Origin of the sequence: Bacteroides fragilis (genome assembly GCF_019583405.1) — a bacterium.
Lineage (GTDB): Bacteria > Bacteroidota > Bacteroidia > Bacteroidales > Bacteroidaceae > Bacteroides > Bacteroides fragilis_B.
The window spans coordinates 187,737-204,650 of the sequence record NZ_SZUU01000004.1; the positions used below are offsets into that span (position 1 = coordinate 187,737).

Genomic DNA, 16,914 nt, shown 5'->3' on the forward strand with positions numbered 1-16,914 from the left:
GAAAAATCTATCTTCTTCCTACCTTCTCCCTATCTACCCCGTTTGTATAAGTAGGGAGATGATACGGAGATGCTATGGGGTAGATAGGAGGAAAACTGAAAGATAGAACATTTTTAATAAATAATAATTGGTTATGAATATTAAGAATACCCTGTTGGCTATGTGCCTTTGCGGCATATCAATGCTTCCGCTGGAAGCACAACAAGTATGGACACCGGACAACGGTGACGGTACATTTACCAATCCCCTGATGTGGGGCGACTGGCCCGACCCGGATGTAATCCGCGTGGGCGATGATTTTTATTTAGTGTCCACCAGTATGCACTATGTGCCGGGTTCTCCGGTAGCCAAATCGAAGGATCTGGTGAATTGGGAAATTGTGGGTTATGCCGTGGACCGTTATGATGAAGACCCGCGCTATGACATGCAGGGAGGAAATCTCTACTTGAACGGTTCGTGGGCAAATTCCCTGCGCTATCATAACGGGAAGTTCTATGTGGCTTTCTGCACCCCTTACGGTTGGGGCAGGGAGACCGGACACTTCTCCGTCTGCGAAGCCGAGAAACCGGAAGGACCGTGGAAGCGAACCATCTTTCCGGAATATCTTTACGACCCGGGATTGTTTTTCGATGATGACGGCAAGGTATATGTAGTGCACGGACAGCGCAAATTGTACGTGACCGAACTGAATGCCGATGCTCGCTCTGTAAAGAATGAGGCTGTTGAAATCTGGAACAAAGGAGTGGACGATAGCCATGGTTCGGGTAAAAGCGCCGGCATGGAGGGTTCGCATGTCTATAAGATAAACGGTATGTACTATATCACTTGTCCGGCAGGTGGCACTGAAGGATGGCAGGTTTGCCTTCGTTCCAAGAATATCTATGGGCCTTACGAGCATAAGGTCATCATGCAGGACGACAGCTCCTACCCGCCCAATGGCTTGCACCAGGGAGGAATGGTGCAGCTGAAGAACGGTGACTGGTGGTTCATCATCATGCAAGACAGAGGAGCGATAGGACGTGTTCCTTACTTAGTGCCGGTGACGTGGAAAGATGGTTGGCCCATGCTGGGTGTCGATGGCAAAGACGCCATCACTTACAAGAAACCGGAAGTGGGAAAGACATACAAGATACAGTCGCCTGCCACTACGGATGAGTTCAGCGCCAAACGTTTGGGTTTGCAATGGCAGTGGAACCACAACCCGGACAACGCCAAGTGGTCGTTGACCGAGCGTCCGGGCTACATGCGTCTGAAAGCTTCGCTGGCAACCGACCTCAAGAGTGCGCGCAACACACTGACACAACGCGTCCAGGGACCCAGCTCTGAAGGAGTGGTAGAGATGGAACTTGCCGGACTGAAAGACGGAAACGTAGCGGGCTTCGGTGTATTTCAGTTCCCATACGCCTACGTAGCCGTGCAGCAGGAAAGCGGCAATCGCAAACTGGTGATGTGCAACGACGGTAAGATTATAGAAACTGCCATTGAGAATCTCAAGCAAGACAAAGTGTGGATAAAGGCACGTGTCACCGACAAGGATTTCACCGCCCGCTTCTATTATAGCTTGGACGGTGTCACTTTCCGTCCCATCGGCGATGTGCTGAAGATGAATTTGGGCTTGTACTGGACGGCAAATCGCTTTGCACTGTTCAACTTCTCCACAAGTGCCGAGGGCGAGGGAGGATTTGCCGACTTCAATTGGTTCCGTTTTCATGGGAAATAGTAAACCGATTCTCAATGTCTGGTTGATAGTGTATAAGGAGTCCCACCTGTTCCTACTATGGTGGGAGTTTTTTCCCATCGTAATGGGAACTTTTTCCCAATAAGGAGGGAATTCTTTCCCATCTTGTTGGGTATTTTTTTTTCCGCTTTTTCTTTCCCCATCTGCATCTTCTTTTACCCGGTGGCGGAATTGAGTAATAAAGTCTGAATTTCATTCCGCCAATGGATATGAATAAAATATTTTTCAGAGTAGAGTAAGGGTTACTCCTCTTTTTTGTGTCATATAGTTGAAACAAGGTTTTGTGCATCCTTTTAAACGGGGTTGCACGGCCTTAAATCTTTAATTAATTAAAATCTAATAAGTATGTTTAAAATCGTAAGAACGGTCAGTTCCTTGCTATTGACAGCAGCTCTTTGTTCCGGTGGAACGGTGTATGCGGCAGACAATGCAGTAACTTCTGTGACCGCAACCTCTCAGCAACAAAAAACTTTGAAAGGAACCGTTAATGATGCACTTGGCCCATTGGTAGGTGTGTCGGTAGTAGTAAAAGGTACAACAAACGGTGTCGTAACGGATTTGGATGGTAATTTCACCTTGAATGTAAATGAGGGTGACATTCTTCAGATTTCTTTTATAGGATATGCAACACAGGAAATTAAGTATACCGGACAGCCTTCACTAACTGTGAAACTGCAGGAAGACACACAATTATTGGAAGAAGTTGTAGTAGTGGGCTATGGCACACAGAAGAAAGTCAACATGACCGGTTCGGTGGCACAAGTGGATAGCAAAATGTTGGAAAGTCGCCCGATACAGAATCTTTCTACCGGCATTCAAGGCTTGATGCCGGGGGTTACGGTAGTGGCTGGTAGCGGTCTGCCCGGACAAGATGGAGGTACCATCCGTGTGCGTGGTGTGGGTACGCTGAACTCTGCCGACCCTTATATCCTGGTAGATGGTTTGGAAACCGGTACATTGAACTCCGTGGATCCTAACGATATTGAGAGTATCTCTGTGTTGAAAGATGCCGCTTCGGCTGCCATTTACGGTTCAAAAGCGTCTAATGGTGTAATCTTGATTACGACCAAACGTGGTAAGAGCGGTAAGCCGCGTATCAACTATAACGGTTATGTCAGCATACAGAATCCAACTATGTTGCAAGACCTGATGAGTTCATACGATTATGCTCGCCTGTATGACAAGGCCCGTGTGGAGTATGGTTTGGAACCTCGTTTTGACAAAGTGGGTGACGGAAAGATTTATGAGAAGTTTAGAGACGGATCGGATCCTTACAACTATCCCAATACAGATTGGTATGACTTGGCTTACCGCACCGGATTCCAGCACAATCATAACGTGAATGTGAGTGGAGGTACGGATAACCTGAAATACATGGCCTCTGTGGGCTATTTGCATCAGGATGGTACGTTGCCCAACGCTGAACGCCAACAGTTCAATGGACGTATGAACTTGGATGTGAAGTTGAACTCCCGTCTGAATGTACGTGTCAACATGGCTTATATCAACAATGATTATTCTGAACCGAACTCTTCATACGGTGGCAGTGGTTCCGGACAGATTGTGATGCGTCTGGGCAAGATGGCTCCCTGGATTGTGGGTCGTTACGAAGATGGCACTTGGGGCACGTTCTCGGACGGTAGCCCGTTGGCTTGGTTGGATGTGGACCAAACGGTGAGACGTGAAAATCAGAACTTCTCAGGTACGCTGTCGGCTGACTACAAGATTGTAGATGGATTGGTAGCCACACTGACCGGTTCTTATGTCAACAACCAACAACACTACAAGGCTTTCCAAAAGTTTATCCAATACAATGCCAATAAGAAGAGTGACCCTAACAAGCTGAATGAAGACTACTATGGCTGGCATCGCGCCACTTTCGACGCTTTGCTGAACTATGACAAACAATTCGGACTTCACGGTTTGAAGGCGATGGCAGGTTGGCATACGGAGAAATATACCTATAATGAAACAAAGGCTGAACGTAAGAATTTCCCGAACAATGACCTTACGGATATGAATGCCGGTGATGCCTCCACGCAAAAGAACAGTGGGCTTTCTCGCGAATTGGCCATGATTTCCTGGTTTGGTCGTATCAATTACGACTATGCAGGCAAGTATCTGTTTGAGGCAAATATTCGTGCCGATGCCTCCTCCCGTTTTGCCGAAGGCCATCGTTGGGGCTATTTCCCCTCTTTCTCCGGTGCATGGCGTATCAGCGAAGAAGAGTTTATGAAAGATGCAAGAGAGTGGTTGACCAACTTGAAGCTCCGTGCTTCTTATGGTAACTTGGGTAATCAGTCGGCCTTGAACGATTACTACCCCTGGATGAACAATTATGACTTGTCCGCTAAGTATCCGTTCGGTGGAAGTTTGCAGCCAGGCTATTATCAAAAGAATTATAAGATTGCTACTATTTCTTGGGAAAAGGCCCGCACATGGGGAGTAGGTTTCGATGCTACTCTTTTGGACAAAGTGACTGTGGCTTTCGATTACTACGACCGCAAAACTACGGGTATCATTATGGACGTGCCGGTTCCCCCCGAATTCGGTTTAGGTGCTTACAAGGACAATGTGGGCTCTATGGTGAACCGTGGTATGGAATTGACCGTAAGCTATAATGATAAATGGGGCGACTGGTCATTTGGCGCTACTGCCAACCTGGCTTACAACAAGAATAAGATTCTGGATTTGGACGGTGTACCTTCGTTGGTGGACGGTGACTTGAAAATACGTCAGGTAGGCGAGGCCTTCAATACGTATCGTCTGTATAAGACGGAGGGTTTCTTCCAGTCCGATGCGGAAGCTAAAGCATGGCAGGATAAGCATAAAAATGATCCTGGTTATCCTTTCAAAAAGAACTTCAAGGCAGGCGACTTGATTTATTCCGATGCAAACGGTGATGGCTTGTTTAATACCGACGACCGTGTATTGTGCGGTTCTTCCGACCCTTCCTATACGTTCGGACTGAACTTGAATGCAGGCTATAAGAATTTTGACCTTTCTATGATGTTCACGGGAGTAGCTGGTGTCAAGCGTATGATTGATACGAACGGATTTGGCGGGGAATGGAGCGGTGACGATGTTCATCCCAACAACATCTGGTTGGATGCCTGGACTCCGGATAACAAGAACGCCAAGATGCCTCGCATTGCCGTGAGTAAAACTTCAAACAATCTTGAGAATTCCGATTTTTGGTTGCAGGACGGCAGTTATGTACGTTTGAAGAATGTTCAGTTCGGCTATACACTTCCCAAGAATACAGTGAAGTCATGGGGTATTGAAAACATCCGTGTCTATTATTCGGGCGAGAATCTCCTGACGTTCCATAAAATGATGATTGATGCCGACCCCGAACTTGGCAGCCTCTATAGTTTCCCGATAAACCAGACTCATGCCATCGGTGTGAACATTACATTCTAAAATGTTGAACTTAAATAAGCATAGAAAAATATGAAACGAATAATTACATACATGATGGCAGGTGTTTCCTTGCTTGCCACTTCCTCCTGTTCGGATTTTTTAGATACCGTACCCTATGACGCATTGGCTCCTTCCAACACCTGGAAGACGGAAGATGATGCAGCGAAGTTCCTGACAGGCTGTTACGATGGCTGGATTGACGAAAAAGGTATCTTCTATTGGGATTGTGCCTCCGACTTCGGTTATAGTAACTTTTTGTGGGACAACTACCAGAGCATCGGTAACGGTACGATGGCTGCCGGTTTGAAGGAGGTAGCCGATTATTATAACTTTGGAAAGATCCGTAGCTGTAATGACTTTTTGATCAATATTGAAGATGTACAGTTTGCTGATGAAGCAAAAAAGAAAGACATGATGGCTCAGGTAAAAGTGATTCGTGCTTACGACTATTTTAATAAGAACTGGCAATATGGTGGAGTGCCTATCATCGATTCTTATACTTCGCGTGAGGAGGCTATTGTTCCGCGTAATACGGAAGCAGAAGTCAATAAATTTATCGAAGACGAACTGGATGCTGCTATTCCCATGTTTTTGGAAGACAAGGCAAGCACCTCTGGCTACATCGACCGTGCCACGGCCTTGGCCGTAAAGATGCGTCATGCTCTTTATTACGGCAATTACGAGCGTGCGAAAGAGGCTGCGCAGGCTATTATCTCCATGGATAAGTTTGACTTGGAAGAAGATTATGCGCGCCTGTTCAAGTTGGAGGGTAGAGACTCCAAAGAGATTATCGCGTCCGTTCAGCATATTGAAAATTATTACGGTAACGGCTGGATAGGTACCATGTACAACAATGCTGATGGCGGCTGGTCATCCATGGTCCCTTCATGGAATCTGGTGGATGCCTATGAGATGGATAACGGTTTGACCAAAGAAGAGGCTGGCGCGTATTACGATCCTTCCCATCCGTTTGCCAACCGTGACCCTCGTCTTGCCATGAGCATCGCTTTCCCGGGTATGGACTGGGTAAAGGACAACGGTGATACGGAAATTCTCAACACTCTTGACGAGGTTCTTCCTTGGGACGTGAACAAAGACGGAAAGATTGACGAAAATGACAAGAACAAGAACTATCCTACCGCCGCTAACAACTCTTCCAAGACCGGTCTGACGTGGGGCAAGTATCTTTTCCCCATGACCCAGTACAATAACATGTGGGATACCAACACCAATACGATTCTTTTCCGTTATGCCGAGGTTCTGTTGAGCTATGCCGAGGCCGAGAATGAATTGAACGGTCCCTCTTCGGATGTCTATGATAAGCTGAACCTTATCCGTAAGCGTGTGGGTATGCCTTCTGTTGACGAGAGCAAATATGGCAACCGTGAGACACTTCGCAATCTGATTCGCCGCGAGCGTTCGATAGAGCTGGCTGGTGAGGGGTTCCGTCGCGCCGACATCCTCCGTTGGAAAGATGCCTCCGGCAAGATGCTGGCCGAGACGTTGTTGAATGTTGCTATGGAGCGTCCTGCTGGTAAAATAGACTATGCTGAGAACGACCCTTATAAACGTGCTGTAATTGGCAATAAAAAGGAACTGATTGAGCCACGCGGCTTTGCGCCCCATAACAGATATTTGCCTATTCCGCAGAAGTATAGAGATGTGAACGATAAGCTGGAACAGAATCCGGGTTATTAATGATTAAAATTGGAGAATTCTTTGAATGGGGATTCTCCAATCAAAAAGAATAAGGTGAGGAGTGTGTGGAGTGGAATTGAATATATCACTTTATATACCCTTGCCTTTTTTATTCCACTACTATTAAATCGAGTATGAAGAAAAACTATTTGCAGGAGAGTCCTCGGTTATGCCTATCCGTGATATGGCTTTGTATCGGTGTGGGGCTGTTTTTGTTTTTAGATTCGGTCTTTGCGTATCATTTTCGCTTTATAGAGCAATTCCGGTTGTTCCGCTTCAGTGCTGAATACGCTCAAGAACATTTCTCTTATCCCGGTGGTCCGGCTTTCTATGTGGCTTCTTTCCTCATACAGTATTATATACATCCGCATGCGGGGGCATTGATTTCAGCTCTGTTGGCACTGCTTGCTTGCATGGGTCTTCGGAGGATATGCCGTCATTTGGCTCCCCGGCGCAGTTTCCCTCTTCTTTGGTTGGTTGTCGGTATGTTGCCGTTGGTTGCCGAGCTTGACTCCAATCATCATTTGGAAGAAACGTTGGCATTTCTGCTTTCCATTTACTCTTTTTATCTCTATCTCTGCCTGCCGCGTAGTGTGGTAAGGGTAGTTTACTTGTTGGCGGTGAGCTGGCTGGGTTTCTATTTGGCAGGTCCCATGTATGAGATGACCGTTTTGTCGGCGCTGGTTTACGAGTGTGTCGCCCGTTCATCCTTACGGAAATACTACCTGCTACTCCCGGTAAGCCTATTGCCCGCCATACTCTATTATTGGGCCGGCAAGGGAGGCGAGGCAAGAGTGCTTTTTACACCCGATGCCTACTATTCGTCGCGACTGCAGGCGCAAGCTGTTTCCTACTATGTGTGGGCAGCTTTACCGACGGTAGTATTGATAACAACCTTGTCGGGTTATTATATAAAAAATATGTCACACCGCTTGCAAACAGTCAGCGTGCTGCTGCAAACAGCATTGGCGTTCGGTGTGCTCTATGTCGGGTTCAGAACCGGCATCACCTATGCACAATACATCACAGAACAAGTAAATACATACAGCCGCGACGGTGCTTGGGGCAAGATTGTAGTAACTCCGCTCAATACGGGCAGATATCCACTGCATGCCGGTTACAAGAACTTAGCTTTGGCAGAAAAGAAACTACTGGGCGATTACCTTTTCGATAGTAAACAGCCAGGCAGTAAAGGTCTTTGCATGGATTGGAACCGCACTATAGATACTTCGTCATTGCTTAGTGATGTGTATTGGGCAATGGGCAATGTGGCGCAGGCACAACGGATGGCGTTCGAGGGAATGGTTGCTTCGGAATGGGCGGTCAATCCTCGCCTATTGTTGCGTTTGGTCAAGACCAATTTGATATTGGGACATCACCGGGTGGCTGCCAAGTATCTGCGTCCGTTGTTGCAGAGCTACGGCTATCGTGCGGAAGCGGAGAGGCTGAAGCGATTGGTTGGCAATGATGAAGCGGTGCGTGCCGATGCCGAATTGGGTCCCCGATACCGTTGTGTGGCAGCGCTTGATGGGTTATGCAGTGTTCATCCGGTAAGGAACTTATTGGACATTGTGGAGTCTAACCCCGATTATCCCACCTCTTTCCAATACTTATTGGGCTATGCACTGCTTTCCAAAGACTTGAATACCTAAGCCTACCTGGGCGAGACGTATGGCGGTGGTCCGGGGCTGACTCCCGTACCGTTGTTGTTGCAACAGGCCATTGTGTTGATACAAGAGACGAATCCGCAAGTATGTTCGTCGCAAAATCTTGTATCGCAGGCTGTAGCCGGGCAGTTTAAAGCTTTCAAACATCAAATGGAGCGGCTGAAAGAGAACAAGGCTTCATCGGCTACACTCCGGGCTGAGTTTGGAAATACATTTTGGTATTACTACCTGTTTGTATCATTGTCATAAATAAGAAATAAGATGCGTATTGTTCTTTTATCCGTTTTATTATTTGTACTTGCTGCTTGCTCCGGCAGTAAAGAACCTCGGGAGGCGCAGCCGTTGGATGCTTTGCCAACCATTACTCCAGATTATGTAGATGTGACCATTCCTCCGCAAATAGCTCCTCTACGTTTTCAGTTGGCAGACTATGAGCCGGGTGTCGAAGCATTGGCCGTGTTGAAGTGTGGAGAGAAAAATATGGTGACCCGTGCAGACCGCAAAGGCAACTTCCTCTTTGACGAAGAGGACTGGAAAGAACTGCTTGACACGGTGACAGGCAAACAAATAGAAGTTCTGGTCTATCGGAAAGTAGAAGGCTTGTGGCAGTGCTATGCTCCTTTCCATTGGCAGGTGGCTGTAGAACCGGCTGACCGCTATCTGGCTTACCGGTTGATAGAACCTGGATATGTGTTGTGGAACAAAATGGGCATTTATCAGCGGGATATCACTACTTATCAGCAGAAAAGCATCATCGAAAACAACCTTACCCAGCATAACTGCATGAACTGCCATACTTTCTTGAATCGCAAGCCGCAGAAGATGTTGTTTCACATGAGGGCAGACCTCGGAGGAACTTACCTGATAGACAATGGCATACCGGAAAAGGTGAAATTAGGAGATGACCCACACGTAAAGTCGCTGGTTTATCCTTCGTGGCATCCGTCCGGTCGCGTGGTGGCTTTTTCTGTGAATAAGACCCGCCAGGAGTTTCATCGTAACAACCCTAATCGGGTAGAGGTGTATGACAGAGAGTCGGACATAGTGTTGTATGATGTTCTTCAGAAAAAGGTATTGGTAGACTCTGTGTTGTTCTCTTCGTCGGCATTCGAGACTTTTCCGCACTTCTCGCCCGACGGTAAGCGGCTCTATTTTTGTTCCGCTCATGCCGTAGAGCGTATGCCAGAAGATTTTAAGTCGGTGAAGTACAACTTGTGTGCTATCGACTTCGATATAGAGACGCTCAGTTTCGGCACTCGTGTGGACACTATCTATCACAGTCGCTCCATGGGTAGTAGTGTCTCTTTTCCGCGCGTTTCGCCGGATGGTCGCTTCTTGATGTTCACCACTTCTTCTTATGGCAACTTCTCTATCTGGCATAAAGATGCCGACTTGCAGATGTTTGATTTGCACAAGGGCGAGTTTATCGATATGCAGCCGGCAAATAGTGATGACGTGGAAAGTTACCATTCATGGAGTGATAACGGACGATGGACGGTATTCAGCAGTCGACGTATGGATGGGCTTTATACACGTCCCTATCTGGTTTATGTGGATGCGGAAGGCAGACCGTCGAAACCGTTTGTGCTGCCACAACGCACTCCGAATTTCTATGATGATTTGCCGTTTTCGTACAATCTACCGGAATTTATTGTAGAGGAGGTGGATTTGGACGCACGGGAATTTGCGCGCTTTTCTAAAAACAATTAACCTGTTATATTAGTATGAATCACTCAAAATTATTGTTATTTCTATTTGTTTTAGTCTGTTTGTGTTGCACAGCTTGCACCACAGATAAGGACACTCGTCAAGTGATTGACATGAACACCGGATGGGCATTCTTCCGGGGAGATGTGGAAAATGGTGCGGCGGCTGATGCCGATGTTACGGCTTGGATGCCTGTCAACCTGCCCCATATCATGCAGTTGGAAACCAAGCATTGTGGTGGAAACTCCATTTACGATGGGGTGGGCTGGTATCACCGCTACTTCAAGATGCCTGCGCAGGCAAGAGACAAGCGCGTAGTGGTGGAGTTTGAAGGTGTAATGACTAATTGTGAGGTTTATCTCAACGGTGAGAAGATAACCGAACACCATGGAGGCTACATGGGATTTGTAGCAGATATCACCGACCGTATCGACCGTAAAGGTACCAATGTCCTTGCTGTCCGAGTGTCGGCAGAATATGATAAACTGACTCCTCCGGGGAAACCGCAGGAGCGGATGGACTTCTATTACTACAGCGGCATCTATCGCGATGTGCGGATGGTGATTACCGATAAAATCTATATCACAGACCCGTTGCAGGAAGATATTGTAGCTGGTGGAGGACAGTTTGTTACTTTCCCGAAAGTTTCCGAAGAAAAGGCAACGGTGCACGTGGCTACCCATGTGCGCAACTTGACAGAAGAGGATGCGGAGCTTCAACTGCTGTCTCAATTGTGCGATTCTACCGGCAAGGTGGTAGCGGAGGCAACGACCCCACTTGCCGTGAAAGCACAGAGGGGACAGACTGCGGAACAGGATTTCGCAGTAGCGTCTCCGGCTCTTTGGCATCCCTATCATCCCTCCCTCTACACCTTGCGCACGCAGGTGCTGAAAGGCACTCAAGTCGTAGATGAGACTACGAAGCAAGTGGGCATCCGCACCATCCGCTATACCGCCGAAGAGGGATTCTTCATCAACGGTAAGCACCTCTATATGCGCGGTGCCAACCGCCATCAAGCTTTCCCCAACGTGGGCGATGCTGCCTCCAACTCCATGCAGGTGCGCGATGTGCTCAACTTGAAGCGTGGAGGGTATAACGCCGTGCGTGCAGCCCACTATCCGTCGGATCCGGCTTTCCTGGATGCATGCGACCGTTATGGCCTCTTGGTGGTGGAGTGCATACCGGGCTGGCAATTCTTCAATCCTGATACCACTTTTGTAAACCGCCTTTTCGATGTGGGCAGGAAAATGATTCGCCGCGACCGCAACCATCCCTCTGTGGTGTTGTGGGAGACGGCTTTGAACGAGTCGCGCTATCCCGTCTCTTTGGCCGAAGATTTGCAGAAGATGGCGCATGCCGAAATGCCCGGTGACCAGATGTACACAGCTGGCGACTATTTGGGACATGCCGATATGGAACACTGCTATGATGTCTTCTACAAACAGGTGAAGGGCTATCCCAAGAATGGTGACGTGATGAGTAACTTCCGCGAAGACTTTATTGCCATCAAGCCGGTGTTTACCCGCGAGTGGGGCGACGGTGCCGGTCCTAAACCCCGTGTCAGTCTCAAAGAGAACGAACAGGAACAACTGCGTCAATGCTTCAGTCGCATCGAGCAGTTAAATGGCAATGGTTACTTCGACTGGTGTATGTTGGATGCCAATCCTAATATGGGCGGCCACTTCTTGTGGAGCTACAACGACTATGCCCGCGGCAGCGAGGACGAAACAATGTATTGTGGCGTGGTGGATATGAATCGCTACCCCAAGTTCAGTTATTATATGTTGCAGAGTATGCGTGACAAGTCTATTTCCCAGTCGGGACTGTATGAGGGACCGATGGTGTTCGTTGCCTCTTATAATATGGCGGAAGAGTTCTTTTCTTCGACGAATCAGATAACCGTCTTTTCTAATTGCGACGAAGTACGCCTCTACCGCAATGACAAGCTGATAGGCACGCAGACCCGTGAGGAACGGACGCTGCTTTATCGCTCTATCGTGGAGAAAGGCGGCAGTCCGCTTTTCATCTTCGATGCCGGAGGATATGAGAAAGGCACGTTGAAGGCAGAAGCTTTGATTGATGGCAAGGTAGTGGCCACGCACAGTGTGCGTACTCCCGAAGCTGCCGACCGTTTGGTGGTGGATATCAAGACGGATGGCATTGTGCCGGTGGCAGACGGTTCGGACATGATTCCTGTTTACTTCAAGGTGTGTGACAAGAACGGTACGCTGGTCTCCAACTCACGTCAGAAGGTCGCCATCCGCGTTTCCGGTGAGGGAGTGTTGGTAGGCGATACCATCCGCCGCATCGGCATCAATCCGCAGGAGGTGGAAGGTGGTGTGGGCTTTGCCTTTGTGCGCACTACCGGTAAGGCGGGCAAGATTGTGGTGGAAGCCACGGCAGACGGGCTGATGGCTGGAAAGGCGGAAGTGCAGACCAAAGCCTTTGAAGGCAACAGCCTGAGGGATGGTGAACACGCTCCTTTCCTGGGCAAGGAAGAGGACAACGTGGTGGTGAAACCCTCGTCCTGGCAGCAACGCGTGCTGAAGAAACCACGCTTGAAGATTGCATCTGTCAAGACGGAAAGCACTCAGGAAGGTTATCCCGTATCGAACATCACGGACAATGACGACCGCTCCTGGTGGATTGCGGGCGACGGACATCTGCCTCACATCATCGTGGTGGAATTGGAGAAAACGACGTGGGTAACGGCAAGCCGTATCGTATTTCAGAAAGACAGCTCCTCGTATAAACACAAGGTGGAGACTTCCAAGGATGGAAAAGAATGGGTGACTTTGTACGAACGGGAGTGTACCGGTTGGGAATTTAAGCCGATGACCGTGGACCGTTATGTCAAATATCTGCGCCTCACCATTGAAGGTGTTTCCGAAGGACGTGCTGGATTGGGAGAGATTTCGCTGTATTGATGATGTGATGTTGAGTATCTACTTCAACCATGCAAATGTGAGAAATTATAAAAAAACAGGGGTAGGGATAAGGGATAACGTTCGTTTCTGTGTCATACAGATATAGCACAGGAAATGGCGAAATTTAAATTGTTAACTAACCTAATTGATTATTATTATGATTCCTTTTTTAAAACGTTCATTGCTCGTAGTATTTGGCATGGCTATGTCATTTAATGCTTCAGCCCAAACAGAAGAAATGGATCTCTCCGGAACCTGGGGATTCCAAGCGGACTTGATGGACTTCCGTACAAAAGTTGCTTCGCTGGACTATCGTTATCTGCACCGCCTGCAAGACAAAATAGAACTTCCGGGTATCACGGACGATTACCAAATAGGATGGAAGTGCCCCTACCGGTACATTGACCGTCTGACCCGAAAGTACGAGTATATGGGGCCTGCTTGGTATCAACGTGAAATTGATATTCCGAAAGAATGGAAAGGAAAGCAAATTTTCCTGTACTTTGAACGTACACATTGGCTTAGTTCTGTATATATATGTAAAGCCGACCTCACCTATTTCGGTGGAGAAGCTGCCAGTCAAAAGGACTACATCAGTGTGCCACACAACCATGACATCACCAAGCACGTAAAGCCTGGTGAGAAGCATCTGCTCACGGTATGTGTGGATAACCGCTTTCAATATCAAACGCATAAATGGAACCACGCCCATACCGAATTTACTCAGATTAACTGGAACGGAATTCTGGGTGACATCAAGCTTGTGGCGGTTGATCCGGTTTACGTAGACGACATGCAAGTGTATCCTGATGTGACCAACAAGCAAGTAACGGTCAAGATGAAAATCAAGAATCACACGAAGAAGGTTATAGGCGGACAGGCTGTATTCAATATTGCCGGTGAGAATTATGAGTTGACAAAGGCCATTCCTGTAAGTGGAAAAGAGGAGGAAATAGAGTTTGAAAGTATTATTCCGCTGGGTAAGGACATTCGCCTTTGGGATGAATTTCACCCTAACCTCTATAAGATGACCTGTTCTCTCGAAACGAAGGACGATAAAGACAACTATCGGCACGAAAGGGAAGTGACCTTCGGTATGCGTGAAGTGGCACAAGGCAAGCATCATGTGCTGGTGAATGGTAATCCCATTCACTTGCGAGGTACGGTGGACAACGCCGTATTTCCCAAAACCGGCTACTGCCCTGTGGACGATGCTTCGTGGGAGCGCATGCTCGGCATCCTTAAGCAACACGGCATGAATCACGTCCGCTTCCACTCTTGGTGTCCTACGAAAGCAGCTTTCCGTGCAGCAGACAAGCTCGGTGTCTACTTCGAAGTGGAAATGCCGCTTTGGGGTGCCGACTGCGAACGTAAGGATGACTGGGAAAAACGTTTTGACTTCTTCCGCCGCGAAATCAAAGCCATCCTGAAGGAATATGGTAATCATCCGTCGTTTATACTCTATTGTAACGGAAACGAAATCAGCGGTGACTTCGATTTTGTGGAAGAACTTACGGCTACCGGTCGTGCCATGGACAGCCGCCATCTATACAGCGGCTCTACGGCCCGCAAACGCGTGAAGAGTGACCAGTTCTATACCACGCATGCCACCGATAAGGGTAGTGCCACCACTTACAGCGGAAGGCCTTACACGGACTGGGACATCCGGAAAGGAACGGAAATCGATGTGCCCGTACTTTCGCACGAAGTAGGACAACGTTGCGCTTATCCTAATTTTAAGGAGATAGAACTCTATAAGGATTGCCCCGTTGAAGCCCGCAATTTTGAGATATTCCGCGACCAACTGGAGGAAAATGGCATGCTTGACCTCGCTGACGACTTCTTCCGCGTGTCGAGCAAGCAAACTGCCATTGAATATAAGGATTGTATAGAGGCACAGCTTCGTACTTCCACCTCTGGTGGTTTCCAATTGCTTTCTATCACCGACCTTCCCGAACAAGGCTATTCTTGCGTAGGCGTACTCGACCCCTTTTGGAATTCGAAAGGAGCTGTAACGCCCGATGAGTTCCGTAAATTTTGTGCACCTACTGTGGCACTGCTTCGTTTCGGCAAACGTACTTTCGTACCGGGTGAGACCTTTACAGGCAAAGCCGAGGTGTATAACTACAGCGACAAATCGCTGAAAGGGGCAAAAGTGAAATGGACGGTGACCGATGATACTGGCAAGGTGGTGAAATCCGGTTCACTCAAAGGCAATACGCTCGGTAATCATGGTGTTTTCCCCGTGGGCGAATTCAGCTTCCAAATGCCGGAAACTGACTCTCCGAAGCATCTTACCGTCTCGTTGCGTGTAGGCGAAGTGGTAAACGACTGGAGCTTGTGGCTCTACCCTAAGCAGGAGAACTTGATGCAATCTTCCAATGAAGTATATTATGCCAGTGAGTGGAACGACAGCGTTCGAACCTATCTCAAGGAAGGCAAGAAGGTGGTTTATATACCTCCTTTCAATAAGGTGGGCGGTCGCAAAGGCGATTTTCATAATCATTTCTGGAATCCGCTGATGTTCAAGTGGGATCCGATGACTCTCGGTTGCCTCATTCATAAAGACCATCCTGCACTCAAGGAGTTTGTTACCGACAGTAACCTTGACTGGCAGTGGTGGGACATAATTAATTATTGCAGGGTAATGGAGATGCAGGATACGCCGCGCGAATTGCGTCCTTTCATCCAAACCATCGACTCTTACGACAGCAATAAGAAACTGGGCATCGCTTTCGAAGCCAAGATGAATGGCGGTAAGCTCCTTGTGTTGACCATGGACACGAAGAAAGACTGGGAGAAGCGCATTGCTGCCCATCAATTGCTGAAGAGTATTGATAACTACGTGAAGAGTGATGCTTTCAATCCCACAGTGGAACTTGACGAATCATTCATGGAGACGATACTGAAGAAAAACAACAAGAAAAGTAACAAGACAAAATAAAATTTTATGAGGAAACAAGCAATAGTTTGTGTACTTCTGCTCGGTGCGGCATTGGCTTTTGCCGCACCGGTACGTGCGCAGCAAATCGAGATAACCGAAATGGCCGGTCTCGCGCAGATATTCGGTGAAGCACAAAACAATGATGTTCCCCTTTCAATGAACGATATGGACATGGTATCCGGTGGATATTTACTTTACGAGACAGAGGTGGAAGCCAACGGGGAAGAAGCGGTACTGGCTGTGGAGAACATACGTGACTATGCCGCAGTGTATGTGGGCGAAAAACGCTACGGTGAACTCTCGGACACACATAAAGAGCTGACACTTGCGTTGCCCGAAGGAACGCATAAACTGCAACTCTACGTGGAGAACATCGGACGTATTACGTACGGACCGGAAATTCTTGACAATACACGCGGACTTTGGGGAGTAATCACGTATGCCGACAATGAACTGGACGGTTGGACGATGACTCCCATTGAGGTGAAAGAATGTGTAGTGGGCGAACTCATTTACGAAGCATTCAAGCCTACCGAAATGCCTGGTTTCTTTAAAGGGACTTTTTCGTTGGACGCTTCCCGCGAAGTGCACCTCAATATGTCCGGTTGGGGAATGGGCGAAGTATGGGTGAACAATGAATTTGTGGGAACCTATTGGGAAAACAATCTGCAGCAGTCCCTTCAAGTACCTGCCGGTAACTTGAAGGAAGGCGAAAACACAGTGGTTGTGTTTGAACTGAAAAACAATGGTAATTCATCGTTGTCGCTTTCCGATAAGATAGTGTTTAAATAGAGGAGTGAATCACCCTGT

7 protein-coding genes and 1 pseudogene are annotated in these 16,914 nt (G+C 47.9%); all 8 read left to right on the forward strand.

Annotation, left to right across the window (positions count from 1 at the left end; translation table 11 throughout):
• Positions 1-133 precede the first annotated feature (133 nt).
• Positions 134-1,720: a glycoside hydrolase family 43 protein gene (locus FDF36_RS10890; protein WP_220391345.1), complete on the forward strand. Its 1,587-nt coding sequence runs from the start codon at positions 134-136 to the stop codon at positions 1,718-1,720.
• Positions 1,721-2,083: 363 nt separating this feature from the next.
• The gene (locus FDF36_RS10895; protein ID WP_220391346.1) at positions 2,084-5,161 is read left to right on the forward strand and encodes a SusC/RagA family TonB-linked outer membrane protein; all 3,078 of its coding nucleotides are present in this window, start codon (positions 2,084-2,086) and stop codon (positions 5,159-5,161) included.
• Positions 5,162-5,191: 30 nt separating this feature from the next.
• Entirely contained in the window at positions 5,192-6,859 is a 1,668-nt protein-coding gene (locus FDF36_RS10900) for a RagB/SusD family nutrient uptake outer membrane protein (RefSeq protein WP_101603728.1), read from the forward strand.
• Between the two features lie 134 nt (positions 6,860-6,993).
• Positions 6,994-8,775 (forward strand): annotated as a pseudogene (locus tag FDF36_RS10905) (DUF6057 family protein).
• Positions 8,776-8,787: 12 nt separating this feature from the next.
• Positions 8,788-10,236 (forward strand): TolB family protein, encoded by a 1,449-nt coding sequence (locus FDF36_RS10910; protein ID WP_220391347.1) that lies wholly within the window; start codon positions 8,788-8,790, stop codon positions 10,234-10,236.
• Between the two features lie 14 nt (positions 10,237-10,250).
• Entirely contained in the window at positions 10,251-13,160 is a 2,910-nt protein-coding gene (locus FDF36_RS10915; protein ID WP_220391348.1) for a glycoside hydrolase family 2 TIM barrel-domain containing protein, read from the forward strand.
• 157 nt (positions 13,161-13,317) lie between these two features.
• Positions 13,318-16,104, forward strand: a complete 2,787-nt coding sequence (locus FDF36_RS10920) for a glycoside hydrolase family 2 protein (RefSeq protein WP_220391349.1) — start codon at positions 13,318-13,320, stop codon at positions 16,102-16,104.
• 6 nt (positions 16,105-16,110) lie between these two features.
• Entirely contained in the window at positions 16,111-16,896 is a 786-nt protein-coding gene (locus FDF36_RS10925) for a beta galactosidase jelly roll domain-containing protein (RefSeq protein ID WP_220391350.1), read from the forward strand.
• Positions 16,897-16,914 lie beyond the last annotated feature (18 nt).